Annotated in this window: 24 protein-coding genes; 6 read left to right on the top strand and 18 right to left on the bottom strand. The window is 54.1% G+C overall.

What is annotated here, in order from left to right:
- Positions 1-128: 128 nt before the first annotated feature.
- Genes A6764_RS09970 through A6764_RS09960 form a run of 3 tightly spaced genes read right to left on the bottom strand, consistent with a single transcriptional unit; the run spans position 129 to position 4,470 of the window.
- On the bottom strand, positions 129-1,076 hold the full coding sequence (locus A6764_RS09970) for an ABC transporter substrate-binding protein (protein ID WP_083989749.1): 948 nt from the start codon (positions 1,074-1,076) through the stop codon (positions 129-131).
- On the bottom strand, positions 1,073-2,398 hold the full coding sequence (locus tag A6764_RS09965; protein ID WP_044899870.1) for a sigma-54-dependent transcriptional regulator: 1,326 nt from the start codon (positions 2,396-2,398) through the stop codon (positions 1,073-1,075). Before A6764_RS09965 ends, A6764_RS09970 begins: the two co-directional genes overlap by 4 nt.
- Positions 2,395-4,470, bottom strand: coding sequence for a PAS domain-containing sensor histidine kinase (locus tag A6764_RS09960; RefSeq protein WP_065066643.1), 2,076 nt, complete (start codon positions 4,468-4,470; stop codon positions 2,395-2,397). Before A6764_RS09960 ends, A6764_RS09965 begins: the two co-directional genes overlap by 4 nt.
- Positions 4,471-4,646: 176 nt before the next feature.
- Between A6764_RS09960 and A6764_RS09955 the strand changes: the two genes are divergently transcribed.
- Positions 4,647-5,204 carry a cupin domain-containing protein gene (locus A6764_RS09955; protein WP_029098776.1) on the top strand — a complete coding sequence of 186 codons (558 nt, stop codon included), beginning with the start codon at positions 4,647-4,649 and terminating at the stop codon, positions 5,202-5,204.
- 14 nt (positions 5,205-5,218) lie between these two features.
- Positions 5,219-5,386 carry a hypothetical protein gene (locus A6764_RS09950; protein ID WP_160297148.1) on the top strand — a complete coding sequence of 56 codons (168 nt, stop codon included), beginning with the start codon at positions 5,219-5,221 and terminating at the stop codon, positions 5,384-5,386.
- 23 nt (positions 5,387-5,409) lie between these two features.
- Here A6764_RS09950 and hxlB read toward each other — a convergent pair whose 3' ends face one another.
- The 7 genes from hxlB to A6764_RS09915 form a co-directional block, all read right to left on the bottom strand.
- A complete protein-coding gene (gene hxlB, locus A6764_RS09945; protein ID WP_065066644.1) occupies positions 5,410-5,967 on the bottom strand; it encodes a 6-phospho-3-hexuloisomerase in 558 nt (185 codons plus the stop codon).
- Between the two features lie 5 nt (positions 5,968-5,972).
- A complete protein-coding gene (gene hxlA, locus A6764_RS09940) occupies positions 5,973-6,608 on the bottom strand; it encodes a 3-hexulose-6-phosphate synthase (protein ID WP_065066645.1) in 636 nt (211 codons plus the stop codon).
- Between the two features lie 238 nt (positions 6,609-6,846).
- Positions 6,847-8,265 (bottom strand): NADP-dependent phosphogluconate dehydrogenase, encoded by a 1,419-nt coding sequence (gndA, locus tag A6764_RS09935; protein ID WP_065066646.1) that lies wholly within the window; start codon positions 8,263-8,265, stop codon positions 6,847-6,849.
- 45 nt (positions 8,266-8,310) lie between these two features.
- Positions 8,311-8,937: a cyclase family protein gene (locus A6764_RS09930; RefSeq protein WP_035297114.1), complete on the bottom strand. Its 627-nt coding sequence runs from the start codon at positions 8,935-8,937 to the stop codon at positions 8,311-8,313.
- Entirely contained in the window at positions 8,924-10,285 is a 1,362-nt protein-coding gene (locus A6764_RS09925; RefSeq protein ID WP_065066647.1) for a glucose-6-phosphate isomerase, read from the bottom strand. The genes A6764_RS09930 and A6764_RS09925 overlap by 14 nt, the downstream gene beginning before the upstream one ends.
- Positions 10,286-10,342: 57 nt before the next feature.
- Positions 10,343-11,869, bottom strand: a complete 1,527-nt coding sequence (zwf, locus tag A6764_RS09920; RefSeq protein WP_065066648.1) for a glucose-6-phosphate dehydrogenase — start codon at positions 11,867-11,869, stop codon at positions 10,343-10,345.
- Between the two features lie 255 nt (positions 11,870-12,124).
- Complete coding sequence (locus A6764_RS09915; RefSeq protein ID WP_035297108.1) at positions 12,125-12,796, bottom strand: hypothetical protein; 672 nt, start codon at positions 12,794-12,796, stop codon at positions 12,125-12,127.
- A 179-nt stretch (positions 12,797-12,975) separates the two neighbouring features.
- On the opposite strand from A6764_RS09915, the gene A6764_RS09910 reads away from it, so the two are divergent.
- On the top strand, positions 12,976-13,344 hold the full coding sequence (locus A6764_RS09910; RefSeq protein ID WP_029098769.1) for a winged helix-turn-helix transcriptional regulator: 369 nt from the start codon (positions 12,976-12,978) through the stop codon (positions 13,342-13,344).
- A 103-nt stretch (positions 13,345-13,447) separates the two neighbouring features.
- On the opposite strand, the gene A6764_RS09905 is transcribed toward A6764_RS09910, so the two are convergent.
- From A6764_RS09905 to A6764_RS09875, 7 genes are all read right to left on the bottom strand, one after another.
- The gene (locus A6764_RS09905; RefSeq protein WP_141669609.1) at positions 13,448-13,798 is read right to left on the bottom strand and encodes a hypothetical protein; all 351 of its coding nucleotides are present in this window, start codon (positions 13,796-13,798) and stop codon (positions 13,448-13,450) included.
- A 17-nt stretch (positions 13,799-13,815) separates the two neighbouring features.
- Positions 13,816-13,989: a hypothetical protein gene (locus A6764_RS09900; protein WP_176703232.1), complete on the bottom strand. Its 174-nt coding sequence runs from the start codon at positions 13,987-13,989 to the stop codon at positions 13,816-13,818.
- On the bottom strand, positions 13,986-15,401 hold the full coding sequence (locus A6764_RS09895) for an FMN-binding glutamate synthase family protein (protein ID WP_065066650.1): 1,416 nt from the start codon (positions 15,399-15,401) through the stop codon (positions 13,986-13,988). Before A6764_RS09895 ends, A6764_RS09900 begins: the two co-directional genes overlap by 4 nt.
- 264 nt (positions 15,402-15,665) lie before the next feature.
- A complete protein-coding gene (locus A6764_RS09890; protein ID WP_141669610.1) occupies positions 15,666-16,469 on the bottom strand; it encodes an ABC transporter ATP-binding protein in 804 nt (267 codons plus the stop codon).
- Complete coding sequence (locus A6764_RS09885; RefSeq protein WP_029098767.1) at positions 16,462-17,280, bottom strand: ABC transporter permease; 819 nt, start codon at positions 17,278-17,280, stop codon at positions 16,462-16,464. Before A6764_RS09885 ends, A6764_RS09890 begins: the two co-directional genes overlap by 8 nt.
- A gap of 17 nt (positions 17,281-17,297) precedes the next feature.
- Entirely contained in the window at positions 17,298-17,837 is a 540-nt protein-coding gene (locus A6764_RS09880; RefSeq protein WP_035289358.1) for a nitrous oxide reductase accessory protein NosL, read from the bottom strand.
- On the bottom strand, positions 17,834-19,222 hold the full coding sequence (locus A6764_RS09875) for a right-handed parallel beta-helix repeat-containing protein (RefSeq protein ID WP_255309627.1): 1,389 nt from the start codon (positions 19,220-19,222) through the stop codon (positions 17,834-17,836). Before A6764_RS09875 ends, A6764_RS09880 begins: the two co-directional genes overlap by 4 nt.
- A 364-nt stretch (positions 19,223-19,586) precedes the next feature.
- On the opposite strand from A6764_RS09875, the gene hcp reads away from it, so the two are divergent.
- The 3 genes from hcp (at position 19,587) to A6764_RS09860 (ending at position 22,609) form a co-directional block, all read left to right on the top strand.
- Positions 19,587-20,876: a hydroxylamine reductase gene (gene hcp, locus A6764_RS09870; RefSeq protein ID WP_065066651.1), complete on the top strand. Its 1,290-nt coding sequence runs from the start codon at positions 19,587-19,589 to the stop codon at positions 20,874-20,876.
- 334 nt (positions 20,877-21,210) lie between these two features.
- On the top strand, positions 21,211-21,894 hold the full coding sequence (locus A6764_RS09865; protein ID WP_029098764.1) for a Crp/Fnr family transcriptional regulator: 684 nt from the start codon (positions 21,211-21,213) through the stop codon (positions 21,892-21,894).
- 322 nt (positions 21,895-22,216) lie between these two features.
- A complete protein-coding gene (locus A6764_RS09860) occupies positions 22,217-22,609 on the top strand; it encodes a DUF488 domain-containing protein (RefSeq protein ID WP_065066652.1) in 393 nt (130 codons plus the stop codon).
- Positions 22,610-22,620: 11 nt separating this feature from the next.
- Here the strand turns inward: A6764_RS09860 and A6764_RS09855 are convergent, their stop codons facing one another.
- The gene (locus tag A6764_RS09855) at positions 22,621-22,932 is read right to left on the bottom strand and encodes a cupin domain-containing protein (RefSeq protein ID WP_065066653.1); all 312 of its coding nucleotides are present in this window, start codon (positions 22,930-22,932) and stop codon (positions 22,621-22,623) included.
- Between the last annotated feature and the right edge of the window lie 18 nt (positions 22,933-22,950).

Below are 22,950 nucleotides of genomic sequence, written 5' to 3'. Positions count from 1 at the left end.
CTCGGGCCGCGCCATTCTTGCTCGCCTGCTGCCGCACAGTCCGGAAAAGCAAAAAAATTGCACAAAAATTTTACGCCAGAGACGTAAAATTTTTGTGCAATCAACGACGTCCTTCCCACTCCGACAGATCAGTTCAGCGGTTGAATAATCCGCTGCCCAACCAGGAATTCATAAGCGGTTTTGGTCACGTCCTTGTGAAGAATGTCCACCTGGTACATCAGATCGAGCATGTTCTCCTGAGTGATCCGGATGCGGATAGGCTCGATGAGCGTTTGCAGTTCCGGATATTTTTTCAATGTCTCGCCCAGTACCACCGGGCTGGCATGATAGGGCGGGAACGCATGTTTGTCGTCCTCCAGCACAATGAGATGGGCTTCCTTGATGCGAGGATCGCTGGCCATCCCTACAGCCGCATCCACCCTCGACTCCTTGACAGCTTGCGGAAGCAGCCCGGAATCGACGGCCATTACCTGTCCGTCCGGCAGCGACAAGTCGTACAGATCCCGAAGACGCTGCATCCCGTCTTCACGATGAAGGAATTCTTCGTTGGTGGCCAGTTTCAGCCGCGGATTCCGCGTACGGACGTATTCGACCAGGTCGCTGATGGAGGAGATCCCCCACTTCTTGGCTACGTCCTCCCGCACCATCACGGCCCAACTGCTGTTGAACTCACTCCGGGGAAACCAGCTGATTCCTTTCCGTTTGTCTTCTTCCGCCACTGCTTTCCAAGCCGCGTCGGGATCGTAGATCGGCTTTTGCTTGTGGTAGTACAAGCGAGCGGTGGACGTGTACTCCCAGTACAGGTCGACGACGCCCGCCTCCATCGCGGATCGGACGGCGGGGCTGTCCAGAAACACCATCTCGTTGACATCGTAACCGTGCCAGCGGAGGACGATGGATGTCATCTTCATCAACAGGTACTGCTCCGTCAGCGATTTCGCCCCGACGGTGATGGTTTGAGCGGGCCATGAAGGCTTTTCCGGGGACACAGGGGCCGCGGCCTCACGAGGCAGACTCACTGCGAGAAGTGCGCCGAACAAAGCCGTTCCCACTGCGATGATTGCCAACCGTCTCATGGGCGCCTCATCTTCTTTAGCTTGTATATCAGCGTGTTGCGGGAAATGCCCAACAGGTGCGCAGCCTTCGTATGGTTTCCACCCGCCCGCCGGATGGCTTCCCGGATGAGGTGCTCCTCCACTTCGTCCAGTACATCCTGCAGTCGGTCGTTCAGCGGGATCTCCTCCCACACCGGCCGACGGTACGCGACCGGCTGCCGGACGGCAAAGTCCTGAACGTCCAGGGTTCCGCTTTCCTTCAAGATGTGCATGCGTTCCAGCGTGTTGATCAGTTCGCGAATATTGCCCGGCCATGGTTCGTTCAGCAGCATCTTCATGAGTTCTGATGAAATGCTGATGGTCTTGCCGTACTTTTCATTCAGCTTGCGCAAGGTTTGCTCCACAAGAAGCGGAATGTCTTCCCTGCGTTCGCGCAGCGGCGGAATCTCGATTTCCACCACGTTCAAGCGATAGTACAAATCTTCGCGAAAGCGTCCTTGCTGCACCAACTGTTTCAACGGTTTGTTCGTCGCCGCCAGGATGCGCACATCCACCTTGAGCGAAGCGTGGCTGCCAAGCCGCGTAACCGTCTTTTCCTCAATGACATGGAGGAGTTTGGCCTGCATGGCCGGAGAGATTTCGCCGATTTCGTCCAAAAAGATCGTCCCGCCATTCGCCGCCTCGAACTTGCCCGGGCGGGACTCCGTCGCTCCGGTGAACGCCCCTTTGGCATAGCCGAACAGCTCGCTTTCCAACAGCGTCTCCGGGATGGAGGCGCAATTGATGCACACAAACGGCTTGTCCTTGCGATGGCTGTACTGATGGATCCATTTCGCCAACGCCGTCTTTCCCACACCGCTTTCTCCCAGGAGCAGCATGATCGCATCCGTAGGTGTCACCTGTTCCAGCACGCGCCGGATTTGTTTCATTTTTTCGTTGGCAAAAATGATGGTGTCTTCGGACGATTCTCCCGTCGGCAGCGTCCTGCACACGCTGTCGACCACTTCCTTGATCTTGCGCAATTCGACCGGCTTGTTGAAGTAATCGGCGGCCCCCCCTTTCATCGCCATGACGGCGCTCTCGATGTTGCCGTAGGCGGTCAGCATGAATACGATCGTGTTCGGTTTCTCCCGTTTGATGACGGAAAGGACATCGAGTCCGGTCATGTCGTTCAACATGTAGTCCAAGAGCACGACGCTTATCGGATGTTTTCGGACCAGATCGATGGCCGATTTCCCGTCGTACGCTTGGTAGGTGGTGTAGCCTTCTTTCTCCAGTTTGATCGCAATGTTCCGGCACAATTTCACTTCGTCATCGACGATCAGTACGCCGTGCGCACTCATGTGGCAACCCCCTCCTTGATGGCAATTGGAAATCGACAGCGAACCGTCGTCCCTTTGTTGACAACGCTTTCAATTTGAATGTCGCCACCATGCTCGACCACGATGTCCCGAGCGATGGTCAGTCCGAGCCCATTTCCCCGTTCCTTGGTGGAGAAAAAGGGATTGAACAGCCATTGCAAGTCTTGTTCCGAAATGCCTATGCCGCTGTCCGCGATGGTGACGGTCAACCAGGGACCATCCCTTTTCATTTGAATCGTGATGGTTCCACCGTTCGGCATCGCTTCCACACTGTTCAAAAGGAGATTGAGAAAGACCTGGAGCAATTTGTTTTGACGGCCTTTGGCCGGTGGCAGAAACGGCTCGTACGAGCGAATCACCCGGACGTTGGCTTCATTCAGCTTTATGCGGAGCAGGTGCAGAACGCGGTCCATCAATCGGTCCATCTCCACTTCTCCTACCTCCTCATGTCTCATCCGGACAAACGCCAGAAACTCGGACACGATCTCGCTCATGCGTTTGATTTCTTCCTCGATGTCAGTCACCAGCGTCTGGATCATTTCCGCAGGGGCCAGGTCTGCCATCTCCTCTTTCAACAACTCGCTAGTGCTTGCCAACACGGCCAGCGGATTTTTCAGTTCGTGGGCAATTCCCGACGTAATCTGCCCCATCAGAGCCAGCCGTTCGCTTTGCCGCACATGGGCCTCCAACAGCTTTACCTGGGAAACGTCCTCCAGCACGGCCAGCACGCCGCCATTGAACGGAGACGCGACCACCCGGATGATTCGTGTCTGCTTGTTCTCGTCCTCCAGCGACACTTCGGTTTCCCCCACGAGGGACTGCAAAAACGAAAACGGAGGCAGCACGGAAATGGGTTGTCCCTTCCACGTATCGGCCGGTGCCCCGATCAGCGCCGCCATGTTGCGGTTTACGTGGGTGATTCTGCCCTGTTGATCCAAGGTGATCAGCGCATACGGAATGCCTTCGATCACATCCCTCAGGAACTGCTCTTTTTCGTGAATCTTCACGGCCATTGAGACGATGGTCCGCATCAACACCCCCAATTCGTCCTGACTTTCCACCAACATTTCGGGAAATGGGGCACGCGACGGCGATTGATGAAAGTGTCGGGCAAAACGGGTGAGTCTCACAATCGGATTGAGGATGTGCCTCATTCCCAACACGACAAGACAGAGCATGAGTGCGAAGATTACGGCAAATCCGCCCGTTAGCGTCGCAGACAATTTCGACACGGGGACGAACGCAAGTGATTCAGGCACGCCTACGACCAGTCCCCAGTTGTGGCTCATCATATAGTAGGTCATGACGCTGACCTGCCCCACATGCGGCATTACTCCCGTTCCGATCTCTCCTTTCACCACCCGTTCCACGACGGGTTCTTCCGCGTAGTTCTTGTTCCACTCTGCTTCGTCCGTAGAAGCGATCACCATCCCGTTGCGGTCTACGATGTAGCCAAATCCGCCGCGTGTAACACTGATACTTTTTAACATTTCCGATAAATATTCGCGGCTCAGCTCCGCAACAAGCGCGCCGCGAAACCGGCGATCCTCGAAAAAGACGGGTATCAGGACGGCAACCGCCTGCTCTCCGCGATGGTTTCGGATCAGTTCCGTCACAACGTAATTGTAGCTCCACCGGACGTGTTCCATTTTTGGGTATTCGTAGACGATCTCTCTCCCTTCCGTCTGAAAAGGAGCCTCAAAGCGCAGCCGTTTGGAGGCGTCAAAGAAGGAGATGGATTGGATAAACACGCTTTTGGACACAGTCTGTTTGGCCCGTTGATACATCGCTTGTTCATCGACGCGCTGATTGCCTGTTTGTCCCGCGATCAACTGCAGCTGCAGCACGACGTCGTTCAGTTCCGAACTCAGCCGCTTCGCGATCGATTCCGCGTAGATTTCATTGCTTTGTTCGATATTGATTCGCATGAGATCCTTTGCATAATTCACCACCAATTGATAGATGACCAGTGTCGGAATAATCAGAACCAACGAGAAAATCACCAGGTATTTTCGCGTGATACGGGTTGAGATCGACCGGAATAACCGTTTCATGTTTCCTCTCTATGTTGTTCGTTCATTTTGTTATTTTCAATCTTACCCGTCTGTTCTGATTTGTCAAACAACCCGAAAGGTTTCCCGCTGGCTCGGTGAGAGCTGTCCTGACACCGATGAAGAGAAAACCGCATAGGCTACAACGTACATGATGAAATCATGAGAGGAGAATATCCATGTACCGCAAAGCGTGGGGTCACCCTCAATGGCATAATCCCGTGTACGACTGGAATCCCAACCATTGGAGCTACCAGTGGAATCCTTATTATGTCTATTGGAATCCCAACCGGTTTCCTTATGGCAGAAGGATCAAACTGACCGATTATGGATCAAGACCGTTTGTCGTGAATATTGACCAAGCAGCCAAACAAAACCAGACGTACCGGACGGCTTTATGGACAGGGAAGTACTTTCAAGTGACGCTGATGAGCATCGATGTCGGCGATGACATCGGTTTGGAAGTCCATCCGACCACGGATCAATTCATTCGGATTGAAGAAGGACAGGGACTTGTTCAAATGGGTGACAGCAAAGACCACCTGGATTTTCAAGAAATGGCCTATGAGGACTATGCCATCATGATTCCTGCCGGAAAATGGCACAACGTAATCAATACGGGTCATACGCCACTGAAAGTGTACGTGATCTATGCGCCGCCTGAGCATCCGTTTGGTACCGTTCATGAAACAAAAGAAATCGCCATGGCTGCCGAAGAAAACCGGCATGAGAGATGAATCGGTGGATACGCATGGATTCCATCGGCGATCCCGATGACAAAGCCAATCACAGGGGCAGCAGCATCCACAGACGTCCGCCGGCCGTGCGAAAAGCTGAGAACGCCGGAACCGCGACAAATGAAAAAGCAGATCGCATCGCGCTGCTTCACAAACGCGATGCGATCTGTTCGTTCATGTGAATGGCTTTGTCCGGCAATTTTCCCTACTCCAGATTGGCATGTCTGCCGAACATCGCCTGGGAGTCCCATCCCTGTTTCTCCATCAACCGCAGGATGACAGCGTCGTAGAACAGCAGCAGGGTTTGCTCGAACAATGACCCCATGGGCTGGATGGTTTTGGTTCCGCTGTCCGCCTGGTCTTTCGGAGAACCCGGCAGGGTAATGACGAGATCAGCTAGCTGTCCGATGGTCGATTCCGGGAAAATCGTGACCGCCGCGACGGCACCCCCGATGCTTTTCGCTTTCGTTGCCATGGACACCAAACTTTTCGTCTCCCCCGAACCGGACCCGATGATTAACAGGTCGTCTTTTTCGAAGTTGGGGGTTACGGTTTCGCCTACGACATAAGCGCGCAGCCCCATGTGCATCAGCCGCATGGCAAAGGCGCGAACCATCAGGCCCGATCTGCCTGCACCGGCTACAAAGACCTTCTTTGATTCAAGGATGCGAGCTACAAGCTGTTCCGCTTCTGCTTCGGCGATTTGGTCAACCGTCCGAGTCAGTTCATTGACGATTTCATTGGCGTATTGACGAGTGTGCATCCTGATCACGATCCTTGTGTGATCATTTTTTTCATTTCGGCAGCGACTGCTTTTTTATCTGCTTGTCCCGTAATGCCGCCGCCGACAATGACCAGATCCGGTTGGGCCTTCACGACTTCCGGCAGCGTCTCCAGCTTGATGCCGCCCGCGATCGCCGTTTTCGCATGTTTGACCACACGTTTGATGGTCAGCAGGTCTTCCAGCGAATTTTTCCCCACGGCCTGCAGATCGTAACCGGTATGGACACAGATGTAGTCTACGCCAAACGCATCGACTTCCTTTGCCCGCTCTTCCAGGTTTTTCACACCGATCATGTCCACCAGGATTTTTTTCCCTCGTTTCTTCGCCTCTTCGACCGCACCCTTGATGGTGACGTCTTCCGCGGCGCCCAGAACCGTGATGATGTCAGCGCCGGCCTCGGAGGCCTTCATGACTTCATAGCCGGCCGCATCCATGATCTTCAGGTCTGCCAGCACGGTCATCGAAGGGAAGGCCTCCTTGATTTCCTTGACGGCGCGAAGCCCTTCATTGATCACAACCGGCGTGCCGATCTCAACGATATCCACATACTCCGCAACTTCCTTGACCAGGTCCTTGGCTTCCGGAATCGTGACAAGATCCAGCGCGAGCTGCAGCTGCATGATTGCTTCACTCCTACCTGTTTCTGTTTTTTGTCGGTACTCATCCCCGTTTCGTATGCGCTGCAAACCGCCACCCATGACGGGAGTCACGAGAAAGCGAGTTCGGCCGTCACTCCTTTCTCTGTGTGCTGCGCGTGATGTTTGGCGGCGCATGCTTTATTCTAGACCTTTACCTCCAAAACAGAAAGTACTTACTTCAAAGTGATGTAGTCACTAAAAGGATACCATTGTGTCCGTTTTACTCTTTGCCTTCCATCCAGTCGGTATGAAAGACGCCGTCCTTATCCACTCGTTGGTAGGTGTGGGCGCCGAAGTAATCGCGTTGTGCCTGCAGCAGGTTGGCCGGAAGCCTTTCCGTGCGGTAGCTGTCAAAGTAAGCGAGAGCGCTGGAGAACGCCGGTACGGGTATACCATGCTGGATCGCTGTCGTCACTACTTTTCTCCAGGCTTCCTGGTAGTTTTCCACGATGTCGCGGAAGTAGGGATCGAGCAGCAGGTTTTTCAGCTCCGGATTGCGATCGTAGGCGTCCTTGATGTTTTGCAAAAATCTCGCACGAATAATGCAGCCGCCCCGGAAGATCATGGCAATATCCCCGTACCTCAGGTTCCAGCCGTACGCCTCGGACGCCGCTCTCATCTGCGCGAAGCCTTGGGCATACGAGCAGATTTTGCTGGCGTACAGCGCCTGTCGCACCGCTTCGATGAACGCCTTCCGATCCTCCGTGAACGCGGGAGCTTGCGGCCCTTTCAGCGTTTTGCTGGCGATCACCCGCTCTTCCTTCATCGCGGAGAGGAAACGGGAAAATACGGCCTCCGTAATCATGGACAAGGGAACGCCCAAGTCCAGCGCACTTTGGCTTGTCCATTTGCCGGTTCCTTTTTGTCCGGCCGAATCCAGAATCACATCCACCAGGGGCTTGCCTGTTTCGGGGTCCATTTTCGTGAAAATATCGGCTGTGATTTCAATCAAATAGCTGTCCAATTCCCCCTTGTTCCACTCGGCAAACACCTCGTGGAGTTCACTGGCGCTGAGCCCCAAAACCTGCTGCATCACATGATAGGCTTCGGCGATCAACTGCATATCCCCGTATTCAATCCCGTTGTGTACCATTTTGACATAGTGGCCCGCCCCATCCGGACCAATGTACGTGCAGCAGGGCTCACCGTTCACGTTTGCGGCAATGGCGGTCAGGATCGGCGCAACCAGCTCATAGGCATCCTTTTGTCCTCCCGGCATGATCGCGGGTCCTTTCAATGCCCCTTCTTCCCCGCCGGAAATGCCCGCTCCGATAAACCGGATTCCTTCCTCTTCCAGTTCCTTGCTTCTGCGCAGGGTATCCTGGAAAAATGCGTTTCCGCCGTCAATGATGATGTCTCCTCGGGAGAGATGGGGTTTCAACTGCTGGATGGTATCATCCGTTGGCTGGCCTGCCTTGACCATAATCAGGATTTTTCTAGGCGTCTCTAGGGATTGGACGAATTCCTGAATGGAGTACGTGCCGATCAGGTTGCGGCCGCCCGCCGCCTGCACCAGTTCCTCCGTTTTATCCGCCGTTCTGTTGTACACGGAGACGGAAAACCCTTTGCTCAGCAGATTCAACGCCAGATTTCTGCCCATGACCGCCAATCCGATTACACCGATTTGTTGCTTTCTCATACGCTCATCCCTTCTTTTGTCCGGTAGTCAGAATCACACACGCGATTATTCCGTGGGGGACAGCCCCGTAAACAGCAGCACCCGGGCAGGCGCAGCGTCTGTTCCCACGATTTTCAGAGGGGCCGCCACCATGAAATACGCTCCTGCTTCCACTTCTTTCAATCGAAGGCCTTCCATGACAATGACGCCGTTTTGAAACAGGATGTGATGCGTCGGATGGCCCGGCTGATCTCTCTCGATGCCCAGCGCATCAATGCCTACTCCCCGTACTCCCAGCCGGGCCAGATATTCTGCTCCATCCTGCGCCAGGAAGACAAAATCAAAACGGAACGCATCGTCATCGGAATTCCTGGTTTTCAAGAGAACAAAATCGCCCTCGCGAATCGCAAAACGCTCCAAGTCCGCCTTTGTGATCCGATCGTGGACCGCTGTCAGATCCAGCACGGTACACATGCCGACCAGATTGTCCAGCGGTATGCTTTCAAACGTCTCCCCGTCTGTCATCATGTGAAGCGGCGCGTCAATATGCGTTCCCGTGTGCACATCCATGTCAATGCGAGATTCCGTTACATACCCATTCGTTACTGTTTTCAGCTTTGGCTGCTTTTCCGGTTTGTTTTTGTACACAGCCATGCCTTCAAAGATCGATCCGGTTACATCATAGATTTTCATGTTGAGTCACCTGCCTGGACAATCGTTTCTCAAGATGGTTCTTTTCCGCTTCAAACCCCGGTTTGCCCAGAAGAGCAAACATGTTCTTCTTGTAAGCCTCCACCCCCGGCTGATCAAACGGGTTCACGCCGAGCAGATGTCCGCTGATGCCGCAAGCCTTTTCAAAGAAATACACCAGTTCGCCAAACGTGAATGCATTGAGTTCGTCCAGCTCCACAAGCAAGTTGGGCACTCCTCCGTCCACATGAGCCAACAACGTGCCTTGAAATGCTTTGCGGTTCACCTCATCCATGGTTTTGCCGGCCAGGAAGTTCAAACCGTCGATGTTGGCGGGATCGTCCGGGATCGTGACGTCAATCCGCGGCTTTCGGACATGCAGGACGGTTTCGAACAGATCCCGACGCCCTTCCTGCACATACTGCCCCATCGAATGCAAATCGGTCGTATAATCTACGGATGCAGGAAAAAGCCCTTTTTGATCCTTTCCTTCACTTTCTCCAAAGAGCTGCTTCCACCATTCCGCGACGTAATGCAGAGCCGGTTCATAGTTGACCAGCAGCTCGACCGTTTTCCCCTTGCGATAGAGCGCATTTCTCACCGCGGCATACTGGTAGCACTCATTGGACAGCAGGTCCGGATTGCTGTACCTGCGCCAGGCCTCTGCGGCTCCCTGCATCATTCGATCAATATGGATGCCGGCGACGGCCATGGGCAGGAGACCGACAGCCGTTAATACGGAGTATCTCCCTCCGACGTCATCCGGAATGACAAAGGTTTCATACCCTTCTTCATCGGCAAGTTTCTTCAGCGCGCCCTTTGTCTGGTCCGTGGTGACAAATATCCGCTGTCTGGCTCCCGCTTTTCCGTACTTTCTCTCCAGGAAGCGGCGGAACACGCGGAACGCAATGGCTGGCTCCGTGGTCGTGCCCGATTTCGAAATCACGTTGACGGAGACATCCTTGTCCTCCAGGACTTCGAGGAGACGGGCGAGATAGGTGGAACTGATGTTGTGCCCCGCGTAATAAATCTGTGTCGCGTGGGGCAGTTGATTGTGAAAGGGATGGGACAAGGCTTCAATCGCCGCCCTTGCCCCAAGGTACGACCCGCCGATGCCAATCACAACAAGCGCTTGGGAATGGCTTCTGATTCTCTCGGCTGCCTGCGTAATCCGGGCCAATTCTTCCGCATCAACGTCCACCGGCAGATCCACCCATCCGAGAAAATCAGATCCGGGGCCCTTCTTTTCATGGAGAAATCCATGGGCTGTCTTCACAAATTCGCGCAGAACCTCTACTTCATGGCTGCCCATGAACGGGAACGCATTGGAGAAATCAAACGAAATGGCCATCTGGACACCCTCCTGTCAAAAAAGTATGATGGCGGACAAACGTGCAGCTTCCCTGCCCTATATACCCGATACGGACAGCGCTTCCCTGCGAACCCCCAGCGTTCCTTCTTCGACATGGCGGTTGAGTTCCCACCATGAAAAACCGTCTTCCTCCAGCAGTCGGAAAGCGGCCTCGGGGCCCTGCGTGCCGGCTTCATACATATGAAGCGGAACGCGCTGATCGGAAAAGGCGTCCAAAATGGGCTGCACCCACTTCCAGCACAATTCAACCTCTTCCCAATGGGCAAAGAAAGTGGAGTCGCCTCGCAGCGCGTCATAGAGCAGGAGCTCATAGGCTTCGGGCACATCGTTGGCATTTGCCGCAAACTCCATGGTGATCGGCTCGATCCTGCTGTGTTTCCCCGGATGTTTGCTGTTCAATTGAAACGAAACACCCTCGTACGGATTTACATGGATCACCAACAGGTTGGGAGCCGGTTTCTCATGACGGACGGGGTACGCATCCCTCAGCGGATTTTTGAATTCGATCACGATTCGGGTCGACTTTTCCCGCATGCGCTTCCCGGTCCGGATATAAAAGGGAACCCCGCTCCAAAACGCGTTGTCAATCCACAGGCGAGCCGCGACGAACGTATCGGTGTTCGAAGCCCTGTCCACCCCCGGTTCGTCCCGGTACGCCGCTGCCGGCTTCCCGTTGATCCATCCTTTTCCGTACTGACCGCGAACCACATGCGCGGCGACGTCTTCCGGACGCAGCGGCCGCAGCGCTTTCAACACCTTGATCTTTTCGTTGCGGATCTCCCGGGCCGAAAACTGCCGGGGCATCTGCATCGCCGTCATCATGAGCAGTTGGAGCAGGTGGTTTTGAAACATGTCCCGAATCGCTCCCGCCTTGTCGTAGTACCCTGCCCGTTCTTCCACCCCGACCGTTTCGCTGGCGGTAATCTGGACATTGGCGATGTGCTGATTGTTCCACAACGTCCGCAGAATGGGGTTGGCAAATTCCAATACCTCAAGGTTTTGCACCATGGGCTTGCCAAGGTAATGGTCAATGCGGAAAATCTCCTCTTCGTCGAAGAACTGCCGCAAGGAACGGTTGAGATCCCGGGCTGACTGGAGATCGTGCCCAAACGGCTTCTCGATGATCAGGCGTTTCCAGCCTGTTGCCGATCCCAACTCACTGGCTGAAATGTTGGAGGCAATCACGCCAAACAGTTCCGGTGCCACCGACAAGGAATAGATCCGGTTTTCCGGAATCTTCCCTTCCTGCTCACGCTGCCGGATGCGCTGCGCCAGCTTCCCGTAATCCTGCGGTTGGGTCACATCCATGGCACAGTAGTGAAACATGCTCAGAAACTGCCCCGCACGGTCACGATCGTCTTCCCATCGACGGGAGAAGGTTTTCACCGACTGTTCCACATGGGCACGAAAGTCCTCGTCGGACATGTCCCGTCTTCCGGTGCCAAAGACAGCGAACGCGCGAGGCAGCTTCTCATCAAGAAACAGATTGTATATGGCAGGAAAAATTTTCCGTTTTGCCAAATCCCCTGTTGCTCCAAACAGGATAAATGTCATCCCATCCATCCTAACACCCTCCGTTACTGCAAATGACTGTCCCTCTGTTGGCGGACAGCCGCGACGAAACCGATGTTTCGAACACGGAATTCATTATGATTCTTTCCTTTCAAATAAACAAGTACATACTTGCATGTGACATAGTATGTTTTTGGAAACGAAACAAACCTTCGGGGTTGCCCTGCCCGACTCCGGCAAATCAAAATGGCGTGTTCACCCGTTGTCGGGGATCACGCCATTTCGTACCTGCTCGAATGACAAATGTTACAATGGCAGCAAGCGTACCGTCTCCTGCGCCTCCAGCCGTTCGATCATTGCATGCCAGGACTCCGGCTTGTTCGAAAGCACGGAGTAGTACCGTTTGAGGAACGTGACGATCAATTCCGCAGGCAGCTCATGGACATTGTCATCCGTCGGAAGAAAACAGAGGTCAAGACCGGTCACCGCCTCGCCGTCATTGTTCCAGGAAGGGTGAACGTACGGGAAGTCAAGACGCTTGTACCCAAGATGCGACAGAACCTCGCGGCGCACAAACGGATCCATCGGCTTGATGCCGCCGAATTCGTGGTGTTCGGCTCGATACGGGTCATAGATCTCGGCAAACATGCCAACGAGCTTTTTCCCGCTCTCCGCCGCCAGGGACATCAGGTCTTCCTGTCTCTTCTGATAGAGGAAGCGGCCGATTCCCAACCCCGGCTTTCCAATGATCGTAAAATCGGTCATGGCCACCTGCAGGTCATCATAGTACCGGTATTCCGTGGCCCCGACAACTTCTCCTTCGTGAATCGCGACAAACACGCGAATACCCGGGTCTTCCAGCGGCTCTTTCCACAGCTCGAATTCCAGCACCTCCTCAGGCGGGAACACCTCCTGCATCAACCGGTGCATGCTTGCAAACCACTTGTCTTCGATATGGGTAATTCTGCGATAGTCCATCTCACATCTCTCCTTGCAGCGGTGTGGGCTTATTGGGTCAGTTGTTTTTTCTTCGTTTCTTGTTACAATAAACAGTACAAGAGAACGATACCGTTATTATTGTATGTAGCAACCTTCCCCAACAAGTACCCACTTTCAAGTAACGTAGTATCGAAAAGGATACCAAGGAGGCAGCCCGCATGGGAGACCAACGATTTAAAGACTCGGTAGAGAGTACGTTGAAAGTGATCGGCGGCAAGTGGAAACCGCTGATTCTCTGTCATCTTTCCGACGGGGCCAAACGGTTTGGCGAGTTGAAAAGGGACATGCCCGACATCACGCAAAAAATGTTGACCCAGCAACTGCGGGAATTGGAGCAGGACGGGATTATTCACCGCGAAGTGTACACCCAGGTTCCGCCGAAAGTGGAGTATTCCCTGACCGAATACGGACAATCCACACGCGAACTGCTGGATGTGATGGCGAAATGGGGAAGTCGGCACATGGAGCGGATCAGCCAAAAACCATTGGACGCGGAAGAAGAAACGCCAACCGAACCCAGCAGGTAGACTCGGGGGGCATTTCTCCTTCCACGTCCGGTATCGGATGGCCCCCGCCACACGAACGGCTTCGATCCGATACCGTCCGGCCGGCAAAGGGGGCGGGCAAGTCCTACCCGTTGCTCCGCATGTCTTCTTCCACCCATTCCAGATAGGCATCGAGAAAATGCTCCACCTTTGGAATGAATCCTTGTCCGAGGTGGTAATCGGGATCGAGCGTCGTCAGATAGAGGTTGCCCGGATACGACTCCCGGTCCGCATAGATAATCGCCTCGCCCAACTCGTTGACAAGGATGGGCTCTGCATGAGCGGGCGGCAGGTACACGCCGTGGTAGTGCCATTTTGCATCGTCGACCGTGATTTTTGCAAACAGCGGATGATGCTCGTCAGCCATGTACAGAGGCAGATCGGCCCCTTTGTTCACCCACCAGTAAAAATTGGTCGGATAAAATTTCCATTTCACGCCGGATATCCACGGCTTCACCATTTCAATTGTTCCCGCTGTTCATACAGAATGTCCTGGTTCAAGCGGGTGGGCACCACGATGTAATCGAAGGCCGTCAGGTCCTTGTCACGCAGTTCAGGCAGATACAGGACATCTTGAAACGAAAAACAGCACCTTTTTTGCTGGTGCTGCCTTGCTCTCCCCTTCATCGGACGAGCTCATCGGGTTGCGTGACCAGCCGCACCTTCGTTACGGCGCTCGTCCATTTGTCAAGCGCTACCAGATCGTCCGCATTCACGTCCCTCAAGGAAGTTTTCCCCAACGCGCGAATGGCGATTTTCATCTCTTCTGCAAAGGATCGAAAAAAGTTCTCCAAAGACTGCGCGGCCTTTTCCACTTCAAACTCGTCTTTCAGGCTCCCCGAGTAAAAGGCGAGCTGCGTGGGCGGTTCCCACGGAATGGCTTTTGTCACCTGATCATGGGCCATGCCCCACAGCAGGGCCGTTCCCATGTAAACGCCGTCCGCTCCAAGGGCGAGCGCTTTCAAACATTGGCCGGGTGCAGCATATCCTCCGCCGCTTAGGAGGGTGATCCGGTCTTTTACGCCCCGCTTTTTGAGATAATCCACCGCACGCGACAAGGCGAAAATCGTCGGCAGGCCAAAGTCGTCTTCCAGAATGGGCGCTCCCCCTTTTGCGCCGGCCTGCCCACCGTCCAGACTGATAAAATCCACCCCGGCCTGAACCGCGGCTTCCAGGTCCGCTTCCAGCTTTCCGGTGGCACACATCTTCACGCCAATGGGGATGCCTTGGGTGATGGTGCGCAGTTTCTCGACCAGGGGCTTCAAGTCCTTCGGTTCGACCAATTCCGGATGGCGGGAAGGGACGACGAGGACCTCACCGTCCGGAACCTGCAGAAGTTCACGGGCCCTCCCCTTCAAATACGCGGGCGGAATCACGGTCGCGGCCCCTCCAATCGCTCCTTGGCCGAGACGAATCTCGATCGCGTCCGCCTGCCGGAGAATCTCCGGCTCTTTGGCCCAATACCCGGAATGGTACTGCAGGATGTAATGGGCGGCGCAGGCCCTCTCTTCGGGCAGCAAAGGGCCTTCGCCCGAGTTCGTCGCGGTTCCGACCGCAGCCGTTCCTTTGGCGATGGCGATTTTCACCTTCTCGGACACCCCGATCCCGTAGCCCATCGCACCGGCCAGCAGGGGGATGTTCAGGATGAGCGGCCGTTTGGCTTGCGGGCCGATCGTGATCATCATGTCGACGGGAGCGTTTTCCGATGCGGGAAGCGTGGCAAGCTGAGCGGGAGAAAAAACCAGGCCGTCAAAGTCCAGATACGTGCGCGGGCTGCCAAACGGTCGTTCGATGACTTCTCCGCTGGCTGCCCGCAGACTGTTTTCCACGACGATCCGGGGGCTTGTCCTGGTGAGCGCCGAGACCATCTCCCAGATGTTTTCCGGGTAACGGTCAGCCATCAGCCGTTTCGTAAAGCGCCCGATCCCCCATTTGATCAATGGCCGGGCAAACACGATGGCGATCAGACCCGCACAGAGAATGGCCAGGAATGCACCGGCAAACGACCCGACGAGAAAGGCCCCCCACTTGATGGTCATGACAACCTCCTTGCACCCGTTTCTTCCATCATTATCCCGATCTTGCGCGCTGCCTATGCGCCGGTCGTCGAGGAAGAAACGTGAGTCGCGTCCCGGCTGCGTGTTCAACCATCAGCATCGCCGGTTTACCTCAACCACGGTGCAGCGGCTTGCCCGGTGTTGACGCACAGCCCCCCTGTCGGTGTGCGACGACGCCCAATGGGGAACAGCGAGGGAATCTTGCTTCCTTCATTGTCAACGCGGCGCCAGGGCCCGCGTTTCCGTTTACTTGTGTTCTTGGTTCCTGCTCTCACGCCCTCGAATCGTGACGGTCACAGAGGAGGTTTCCTCCGTTTTCTTCTCTGGCTGCTGCTGACGGGGAAACTGTTCGGAGAAAGCACGGTGCAAGGCCAGTTCCCCGTATTGCGCCCGGTATTCCTCCATCGTGGCGGAGCGGACGATTTTTCCGTTTATGACAAAAATGGCTCGATCCGCCACCTCGTTGGCCGCCTGCAACTGGTGCGTGGAGAAAATAACGGAGATGCCTTCGTTCTTGATGGTTTTCACCAGATCAACAAAGGCGCCCATCCAGTACGGATCCAATCCGTTTGTCGGCTCATCCAGCACAAGCAGTGCCGGTTTGCCCAACATGGCCTGGGCAAACAGCAGACGCTGCTGCATGCCTTTGGAAAACACGGACACCTTTTTGTTACGAGCCTCGTGAAGCCCTACCGCCTGCAGCGCCTCATCCGCTTCCGACGCGGTCCGCCCGCGAAGGGAAGCGTAAAAGCGCATGCACTCACTCGCCGTCAGTCCGGCCGAAAAATTGAAGTGGTCCGGCATATAGCCAATTTGCTGCAAATATTTCACACGATGTTCCTTCAAGTTCAACCCGTTCAGTTCGATCGTTCCCGAACTGGGTTGGGTAATTCCCACAATCATGCGGAGAATGGTGCTTTTCCCCGCCCCGTTTCCCCCGCAAACAGCGACAACCTGTCCCGGTTCGACGTGCAAATCAAACGGATGCACAATGGTTTTTCCGCCAATCGTCTTTTCTACCTGCATCATGTGCAGTCCGGTCTTAGTCACGGTATCGCCTTCTTTCCCAAACAGCTATCGCGGTCAGCATCGTCACGCAGATCCACATCAGGCAGAGCGCAGCAAAACCCGCGATGCCAAATGGGGATTCCATCCAGTTCACCCACTTGTAGTACTCCGGACCGAAGATGGCGCCTCCCCCCAGTCTGACAACGGAAAACATGCGCACAAACTCTGCGGGATTCAGGCAGGTGGCCACCTGGAGTACCGGTTTGATCCATGTGTACGGCAAAAAGCTCAAGACCGAGATCAAGAGCGTGGGCCAGGCCAGAATCAAGAAAAACCAGATGCTGACCCCGAGCGTAAGCGCCTGCCAGCGGTTCCGGCTCAGGGAGCCGACCACCATGGCGATCCCCAGAAACAACAGCACGATGCAGATGGAAAACAACAAGAAAAACAGCAGGGCGGAAAGGGTGAACCCTTTTCCCAGAAGCATGCCGAACAACCCGGCAAACCCGTAGCTAAAACACACGATGGAGACGAGCACCACAGCCAATCCCGCGTACTTCCCCCACAAAAACGAAGTGGCTGTAAGGGCGTAGGTGGACAGAAGCTCCCAGCTTCCCTCCTCCTTTTCTGCCGTAACCGAAAAGGAGGCGAGCAGCATGGTCATCAAGGGGAGCAGGTACAGGATCAGATTGAGAATGGTGCCGGTCGTATACGTGTATCCCTCCATGTAGGACTGGGATTGAATGATCAACAGGGCCAGCGTGAACAGGGAAAACAGGGCCGTGAACGAGTACGCCCACGGATTGCGAAACCCGATCTGTATTTCTCGTTTGGCAATGTTCATGATGTGCACGTGCGCCACTTCCTCTGCTAGTTGTGTGTCTGCTGTGCGTCCGACGTGCCGTGCTGGCCTGATTCCGGATGTCCGTCACTTTGCCCATGCTTTTTCATGCTGCTCTCCCAGGCATGCTTGTCCAGATCCTGAACGCTCATAACCGAACCGGTTTGCTTTTCCTTGACGAACGCTTCCGCCGCTGCCTTGTCCTTGAAGGAATAGACGCCATACCCCATTGGCGTCTGGAACGTTTTGTCGTAGACATACGTCGCCTGATCGGTGTTCACCCATTCCTTGGAGAGGTAGTCGCGGACGAACCGGGCTTCCACCTGTTCGTTCTCATGCTCCTTTGTCCAGCGGTACATACAGCCGATATCGTCAAATTTCAACACTTTCCCGTTTTGCAAAACGATTTCCGACGCGTTGTGGTCATTGGCCACATTCATATGGCAGACGTCGCATTTGTCCACGCCTTCCACGATGTCCACCGGTTTTGCTTCCTCCTTGCCGCATCCCCCCATCAACATGGAGAGGGTCATCATCATTGCGCCAATCGTCCACACCCGAGATTTCATTTTCGTCTCACTCCTCCATACATGATCAAACAGCTTCCGCTCATCAGCAGCACACTGAGTACGCCCATGGCCGTCTGCTGACCCGCCCGCTGTTCGTCCTCTTGCGCCATAACCGGAGCCAGCAATGGTGCCCCGTCCCGAATGGACGCGTCTGTCCCTGCGGTAAAAAGCCCCTCCAAAAACACAAGACCGGGTGCCTGGAAAAAGATCTGATAGGGCGGTACCGCTTCGGTCAACGCCAGGAAAAACGGGTTGAGCTCATAGGGAATATTGCTGCGGCCGTCTGCATCCAGATCAATGCCCTGCATGTCGTCCCAGTAGTTTCCCTCCAACGTGTTGGCTGTGCTGTCCTGCGCCTGCGCCTGGATGACATTGGACACAAAATGGTTGGCCGTCACCACATTCCCTGAGGCTTGTTTGAGCTGCATCCCGACAAAGTTCAGCGTGAATTCGTTACCTTCCAGACGGTTCCCTTTGGACCGTTCCATGTACAAGCCCACACGGTTTCCCTCGATGCGATTTCCCTCGATTCGCGATCCCGTTACGTCGAAAAGAAGAATCCCCTGGGCGTTCGGATTTTCCCTTTGTTTGACAAAACGATTATGCTGCACGACAGCGCCATCCGATTCCATGAGCATCGTGCCCGTCACGTTGGCGCTTCCTGTGTTGCCGAGCAGCTTCGTGGAGGACGTACCCATGAAATGATAACCGTATCGGGAGTTCTCCACGAAATTTTGCTCCATGTGGTTGAAGTTGCTGTTTTCCGCATAGATGCCGTCAAACATGTTGCTGATCCGGTTGGAGACGATCCGGTTGTGATGAGAGTGATTCAAGTCGAAGCCGTTTCCCTTTTTGGCCGTAACATCCGGATTTGTACCGGCTGCTCCCGACAGTTGGTGCGCGTGTTGGCCGTGGTTGTGGAGGCCTTCCTGTTCCTTGCCCGGGTCCGTTACCAGACCGATCACGCGGATACCGCGCAGCGTATTGTTGCTGGCATCACGAAGCTGCACCCCTGTTCCCATCGTTTCGATCACAAGGTCTTCCACAATGTTGTGGTTCCCCCTCATGACCACGGACGCTTCTGCGGCATTGATTCGGTTGTCTACGATTTTTATTCCCCGGACGACGGCATGATCGGACAGAATCGACAGAACAGGGCTGCTGCCATCACTGGCAATCTCCACGGCCCCCTCTGCCTGCAGCACGATCGGTTTGGTAATGCGAATGGGCCCCCGGTATTTTCCTGCCGGAACGGTGACGACTGCTCCCGGTTGAGCCTGGTCGATCCTCTCCTGCAAGGAGACCGATGCGGCACTGACCCGGTCGAAAAAAACGGCCCCGACCGTGAGTCCGGCGATTCCTGCGGCCAACAGCATGCGGGCCATGGTGCGGGTATTCCTTCTACCGAACAGATTTCTCCCCCCTTCGTCTTGCTTCTTTCCGAACACACCATCAACATAGCGCTCCCCGGCCTGTTCGTAAATGACTCAACCGGGCTATAAACCTTGACAAAAAAACAACAAAAGCGAGCGTTCGCGAGGCAGCACCATCCCTCCGCTGCGGGGATGGTTTCTGTACGACGTCAGTTCGCCCGCACGGCGGTATCGTGAAATTTTGTCATGTTTGTGAAATGAATCACAAAGTGTGATGCTCGTCACATCTGAACAAACGCTTTTTACGCATAATGGAAACAGACACAGGGATGGCTCACACACATCCCACATTGAACAGGAGAAGGAGGACGTATCCATGTTTTGTTATCAATGCGAGCAAACAGCGACTGGCGGCTGCAAAGTAGTCGGCGTATGCGGGAAAAATGAAGATCTGGCCAGCATCCAAGATACGATTGTATTTGCCCTCAAAGGAATCGCTGCTTATGCAACACATGCAAGGGAGTTGGGGTATACGGACCCCGAAGTGGATGCGATTACCCATGAAGCCCTGTACTTCACTTTGACAAATGTAAATTTTCATTTCCAGGAACATGTTGACATGGCCATGAAAGTTGGGTCGGCAGCGATAAAAGTGATGGAACTGCTGGACCGTGCACATACGGAACGATTTGGCATCCCTCAGCCTATTACGGTCACGCAAAATAAAATCGAAGGAAAATGTATTGTCGTCACCGGTCATAACCTGCTTGCCCTGGAAGAATTGCTGAAACAAACAGAAGGCAAAGGAATCAATGTTTATACGCACTCGGAGATGCTGCCTGCCCACGGATATCCTGCATTACGAAAATATCCTCATTTAAAGGGAAACATCGGAAAGGCCTGGTACGATCAGCGAAAACTGTTTGAAGAATTCCCTGGGGCCATATTGGCGACAACCAATTGTGTGATGCCGATTAAGGGAACCTACTCGGACCGATTCTTCTCCTATGAAGTAGCAGGACTGGAAGGCGTTACGAAAATTGAACATAACGATTTTACTCCGATCATCGAAAAAGCGTTGCAACTGCCAGCGGCACATATCGACTCGGATCAGAAACTGGTCACCGGCTATCACCACGAAACCGTGATCAGTCTGGCGCCGGAACTGATTTCGGCCGTACACGAAGGCAAGATTCGGAGGTTTTTTGTGATCGCCGGTTGTGATGCCCCTGGAAAGGGTGGAAATTACTATCGGGAGTTGGCTGCGTCGCTTCCAAATGATACGGTCATTTTAACCACCTCCTGCGGGAAATTTCGTTTTAACGATATTGATTTTGGAACCGTAGGAAATACAGGCATCCCACGGTATATTGATCTGGGGCAATGCAACAACTCCATCTCCACGGTAAAAATTGCGCGCGCGTTGGCGGACGCTCTCCACTGTGACATCAACGAGCTGCCGGTCAGCATTGTACTGTCCTGGTTCGAGCAGAAAGCGATTGCCATTTTGCTGGGATTGTTCAGCTTAGGAATCACGGACATACGGATTGGTCCGAAGGTTCCGGAATTTTTAACCCCAGGTGTAGTACACTTCCTGCAAAACACGTTTCATCTCAAGGTAATTGGGGACCCGCAAGAAGATTTGGCTGACATGCTGGCGAAATAACTTCCGCTGTACGGCATGGAATGTCATGACCGTGCACCATGTTATGCGGGGATGTCCGACGAAACCGTATCGGTCTCTTTCGCAAACCCATGGTGCACGCTTTTCTTTCCATGGCTTGAAAGGTCTGCCGTCACCGGATTCTTTCTCTATAGCTTCATCGCCGCCGCCTCCAGGCAGACGGCCCCCCCAAGGCGTTTCCCGACTCCTTGACCAGCGAATGGCAAGTCACCATGCGACCTCCATCCGGAGGTTCTCCGTTCCTTGCATGTCACTTCAAAAAGATCGCTCTGATCCGTTATAATAATGGAAGAAATTACTTGAGGAAGGACTATGTATGAGAAATGGGGATTGTTTGCAGCAGGTTCCTTTATTCCGCGACTTGAACCGACAGGAACTGGCCCGCGTCGAAGAAATCACCATGCATCGCTTGTTCCGGAAAAAGACGACCATCTTTATGGAAGGAAGCGAAAAAGAAGCGGTCTTTTTCATTCAGGACGGGCTTGTCAAAGCCTACAAAACCGACGAGGAGGGCCATGAACAAATCGTATCGCTGCTGCAGACCGGAGATATGTTTCCGCATACCGGATTCTTTACGCAAACGCCTTATCCGGCGACGACGGAAGCCCTTGTGGACACTCACGTCCTGACAATTCCCGTCCACGCTTTTGAACAGCTCATCTTGTCGATGCCGTCGATTGCCATCAAGGTCATCGATGTCATGGGGGCCAAAATTCGCGAACTCCAGCAAAAACTTCAGCAGTTTACCGGTCACGACGTGCACGGCAGGATTGCTTTCTTTCTGTTGCAATTGGCAGATAAACACGGAGAAGTGAACGATTCCCGTGTGTACATCGAGTTGCCCATGACCCATCAGGAGTTGGCCAATGCGATCGGTTCATCCAGAGAAACCGTAAATCGGTTGGTCAATCAACTGAAAAAGCAGCGAATTCTTGACACACACCGTTCGGGCATCATCATTTTGGACAAGGATGCGTTAAAACGATGGGGTGAACAGTAACCGTTGCTGCCGACATCCCCCTGTCTATCCTCCATGCAGGTCACGGCGTTCACACCCATGGTTTACTCGCTACACATACAAAGGGGTGGAAAAATGTATTGGGAGACGCTTCCGAATTGGTTTTGGCGAAAAAGCAAGATATCGGTTCAACGTAAACCACACAAAGACCTCGATGTGAGGTCTTTTCCATTCCCGTTTCGATCTTGTGCTGCTGCACGTTTCTTGGCTTGGGCACCCTACGTTCGTTTCTTGTCTCCGTCGTGTTATAATGGACTGGACGCAAGCAGCGTACTGCAAGTGACGAAAGAAGGCTGATTGTCCCATGGTGCACCAGATATCGGTAAAACGCATTTACGACCCGCCCTCCCCTGAAGACGGCGTCTGCATCCTGGTTGACCGGTTTTGGCCGCGCGGCATTTCCAAAGAGCGCGCAGCGGTCGACGCGTGGATGAAAGACATCGCCCCGAGCTCCGAACTCTGCAAGTGGTTCAGCCACCGACCGGAGCGGTTTGCCGAATTTACTGAACGATACGAACGGGAATTGGCGGAAGATCCGATCCGGAATGAACTCGCCGATCGGATATGCGGCATCGCGGTTGAAAAAAACGTCACCCTGGTCTACGCCGCGAAAGATGCCGTCCACAACCAAGCCATCGTTCTCCAGCGCTGGCTGACCCGCCGGTCCGAACGGGGAGAACGCGAGCGGCAGGTCTGAAACGATTCCATTTATGGTTTGAACATCGAATGAGCTTCCGGGCTGGGTGTCAGCACCAGAACGACCACACTGTCTTCCAATGCTTCGATAGAATGCTCGACCTGCTTCTCAAGGCTGATCATGCTGGCAGCAGCCAGTTCCACTTCTTCATGGGCGGTAAAGCGGATGGTTCCCTGCAGCACAAATAGCAGAATATCGCTCGACGTCTTGTGTTTCTGTAATCTCTTTCCTTTTGGAAACGAGAATTTCACGACTTTCGACACCCCATTATCCAGCATCGGCCGAATAAAGGTTTCTTCGAATGACAGCGGGTATCTCTTCATTCTTTCATCTCCTGCCAA

The organism is Brevibacillus sp. WF146 (assembly GCF_001673705.2).
Classification (GTDB): Bacteria; Bacillota; Bacilli; order Brevibacillales; family Brevibacillaceae; genus Brevibacillus; species Brevibacillus thermoruber.
This window is presented reverse-complemented; position numbering and strand designations above follow the sequence as displayed.